Origin of the sequence: Acetobacter fallax (assembly GCF_011516735.1) — a bacterium.
GTDB lineage: Bacteria > Pseudomonadota > Alphaproteobacteria > Acetobacterales > Acetobacteraceae > Acetobacter > Acetobacter fallax.
The window spans coordinates 1-3,436 of record NZ_WOSX01000097.1 but is presented as its reverse complement, the minus strand read 5'-3'; the positions used below and the strand labels follow the sequence as shown (position 1 = coordinate 3,436).

At 51.9% G+C, this 3,436-nt stretch carries 4 protein-coding genes and 1 pseudogene; 4 read left to right on the top strand and 1 reads right to left on the bottom strand.

Annotated elements, in window-relative coordinates; translation table 11 throughout:
* Both GOB85_RS18495 and GOB85_RS18490 read left to right on the top strand, forming a co-directional pair.
* Positions 1 to 301 (top strand): transposase (locus GOB85_RS18495; protein ID WP_165993231.1); only part of this gene is annotated, 301 nt, incomplete at its 5' end.
* 166 nt (positions 302 to 467) lie between these two features.
* The gene (locus GOB85_RS18490; protein ID WP_338422452.1) at positions 468 to 1,088 is read left to right on the top strand and encodes a type 1 glutamine amidotransferase family protein; all 621 of its coding nucleotides are present in this window, start codon (positions 468 to 470) and stop codon (positions 1,086 to 1,088) included.
* A gap of 50 nt (positions 1,089 to 1,138) precedes the next feature.
* Here GOB85_RS18490 and GOB85_RS18485 read toward each other — a convergent pair whose 3' ends face one another.
* Positions 1,139 to 1,507 (bottom strand): winged helix-turn-helix transcriptional regulator, encoded by a 369-nt coding sequence (locus tag GOB85_RS18485; RefSeq protein ID WP_124307164.1) that lies wholly within the window; start codon positions 1,505 to 1,507, stop codon positions 1,139 to 1,141.
* Between the two features lie 113 nt (positions 1,508 to 1,620).
* On the opposite strand from GOB85_RS18485, the gene GOB85_RS18480 reads away from it, so the two are divergent.
* Entirely contained in the window at positions 1,621 to 2,757 is a 1,137-nt protein-coding gene (locus GOB85_RS18480; protein WP_124307163.1) for an alkene reductase, read from the top strand.
* Positions 2,754 to 3,324, top strand: a pseudogene (locus GOB85_RS18475) (aldehyde dehydrogenase family protein); the annotation flags it as partial. The gene GOB85_RS18480 and the pseudogene GOB85_RS18475, both read left to right, overlap by 4 nt.
* Positions 3,325 to 3,436 lie beyond the last annotated feature (112 nt).

Sequence of the window (3,436 nt, the reverse complement as noted above, 5' to 3'; positions counted from 1 at the left end):
TGCTGCGTGGCTGGGGCTGGTGCCCCGTCAGTTCTCATCTGGCGGAAAGGAAAGGCTGGGGAAGATATCAAAAGCCGGGCAGGCTGATATCCGCAGGCTTCTCATCATGGGTGCCATGACCCTGGTGAACTGGGCCAGCCGTAAGGCCCCTGCACCGGGAAGCTGGCTGGCGCGGATGCTGGCCCGCAAGCCCCGTATGCTGGTCGCCATTGCCCTGGCCAACAGGATGGCACGGGCCATCTGGGCCATGGCAACAAAACAGGAAGATTATCGGGATCCGGCCCTGTCCGTGGCAGCCTGAGCGATGGCTTGGCTTCTGCGGATGGAACCGGTAGGGGTGTGAGAGGGCGATGACCTGAATGGGCGCATGATCGTTTGATCCGGATCGGAAAAACCAGTGGATTTCTCTGTGCTTTAAAGCACGCCTGTGAGATTTGGATCTGATCCGCTGATCACCATACCGGCCAGTGGCTTCTGAAAGGCCACATCAACAGGCCTTACAGAAGACCGCACACGATCACACGTCAATATTGGTCAGAAAACTCTTGCATAACGGACGACAACCACAGAAGAAATCCGCGTCGAACCCTCCATCTGATGCCCTCAGTATCGTTAAAAATGGGCCAAAAGCATTTGCTGGCCGTAAAATGGGTATTCTGGCGACAGATGGCGTGGATGCAGACCTTTTTGCTGCGCTCATTTCCGCTCTTCAGGCAGAAAAAGCCAATTACGAAGTCATCGCCCCCAAAATTGGCGGCATTACACTTTCAGATGGTACCAAGGTAGCTGCGCAGCAGAAAATAGACGGCGGGCCATCGGTATTATACGATGCTGTAGCCATTCTGGCTTCCAAGGAAGGCACAAAAGTGCTGGCCAGCACTCCTGCTGCCAAAGATTTCCTGACGGACGCTTTCACACACTGCAAATATATTGGGTATTCTTCAGAAGCCTGCACATTATTCAAAAAGGCAGGTTTGGCAGATGATGTTGATAAAGGCTGCATTAAACTGGGCAGTCAAAACGATGCCAACACATTTGTAAAAACCTGCGGCAATCTCCGCTTCTGGCAGCGTGAAAAACTGGATTGAAGTAAAGAAACTCCCCCTCATGTGCATTTATGAACGTAGGTGAGGGGCTTTTACCCACCACTTGATTCTTTTTTCTGCGTCACGCTGTGGGCATATTTATCACCCCATTCCTTTAGTGCATGGATGACCGGCTTGAGTGTTTTACCCAAGTCGGTCAGTTCATATTCCACGCGTGGTGGCACTTCTGGAAAAACCGTGCGGGAAATCAGGCCATCGGCTTCCAGTTCTCGCAACTGGTTTGTCAGCATACGCTGCGTTACATTTGGCATACGCCTACGGAATTCGCTAAAGCGCAGCACGCCATCTTCAAACAGATGATACAGAATAAGCGCCTTCCATTTGCCCCCAAACAACTCCAGCGTGGCTTCTACGGTGCAGCCGGGGCTGCATGTTAGCGTGGTGTGGCGAATACGGGGCATGGTATCATTCCTGACACTATAGGCGGTTTATGTGCGTTCTTGCGCCTTAAACCTAATAGGCCAATGTTTACGAGCAGACTAGAGACTATTTCTGCTTCTGAACAAGGCTGATCATGACTTCAATTTCTCTTTTTGATCCCATAATACTGGGTGATCTGCCCCTGAAAAACCGGATCTTTCTGCCGCCTCTCACGCGCTGCCGCAGCACCCAACCGGGTGATATCCCCAATGCGCTTATGGCCGAATACTATGCCCAGCGCACACAGGCAGGTTTTCTGATTACCGAGGGCACGCAAATTGAACCACGCGGGCAGGGCTATGCCTGGACACCCGGCATTTACTCTCCTGAACAGATTGCAGGCTGGAAACTGGTAACAGATGCAGTGCATGCCAAAAAGCGCCCCATTTTTGCACAGCTTTGGCATGTAGGCCGTGTTTCTCATCATCTTTTGCAGCCCAATCACCAACCTCCTATTGCACCATCTGCTGTGGCTGCAACGGGTGTGAATGTTTTTATCCCAACTGGCCCGGGCACAGGAAAACTGGTGCCGCCGGATACTCCGCGCGCTTTAACCATTCCCGAAATTCATGAACTGGTAGAACTTTATGCGCAGGCCGCCAGAAACGCACTGCAAGCCGGATTTGATGGCGTGGAAATTCACGCTGCCAATGGGTATCTCATCAACCAGTTTATTTCTGAACGCGCCAATTTTCGCACAGATGCCTATGGTGGTTCACTCTCCAACCGTCTGAGGTTTCTGCGTGAAGTGGTTGAGACCGTTTCTGCCGTGGTTTCCCCTGAAAGGCTGGGCGTCAGGTTTTCTCCACTGTTCAGCACAACTGCGGAAGAACGCGTTTATCTTGGCTTGTTGGAAAGCAATCCGGCAGAAACCTATACACAAGCAGTAGGTGTTTTGGCGGATGCAGGCATTGCGTATCTCTCTCTGGCAGAAGCGGACTGGGATAACGCGCCAGATATGCCGGATTCATTCCGTGCGGCCGTAAGAGATATCTTTCCGGGCCGCATTTTGTGCGCGGGCCGTTACGATAAAGCCAAAGCAGACCACGTTTTGCAAAACGGCTGGGCAGACATGATTGGGTTTGGCCGTAAATTCATCGCCAACCCGGATTTGCCTGCGCGTTTGCAGCACGAATGGCCCCTTAACGCCATAGACCCCACAACCATGTATGGCGGCGGCGCGCACGGATACACCGATTACCCTTCCTATAATCAGGACGCCAAAAAATGATTACATATCAGACAATTAACCCAATAAACAGAAGCTGTTGAACGCACGTTTGAGCTGCATACCCCAGAACAGATGCGCCAGATCATAGACAAGGCAGACCATATCTGGCGCACAGATTGGAAAAAGCGCAGCATTGCCGAGCGTAAAGTCATCATGTCAAAGGCGGCTGATCTGCTGCGTAAGGATCGGCAGGCCCATGCGCGCCTGATTGCCACGGAAATGGGCAAAGCGCTGCCAGATGCATTGGAAGAAATTGATATTACGGCAGATATTCTTTCCTTCTATGCCAATGGGGCAGAGGAGTTTCTGGCTCCCACACCGCTTAAGGTGAAAGATGGCAGCGCAAAAATAATCAATCAGCCACTCGGTGTTATTTATTGCATCGAACCTTGGAACTTTCCCTATTACCAACTGGCCCGTGTAGCCGGCCCCAACCTGATGGCGGGCAATGTGGTAATAGCCAAGCATGCCCCCAACGTGCCGCAATGTGCCTTGGCGTTTGAAAAACTGTTTCATGATGCCGGGGCGCCAGCAGGCGTTTATACAAATATTTTCCTAAGCAATGACGCGGATTTCTTCTGTGATGGGGTGGACGGCTCCCAACGGCATCGCGATGTGCCAAGGTGAAGTCGTTGCAGAATTCACAGAGGAGGCCACCCATGGAACAAATTATCCGTAT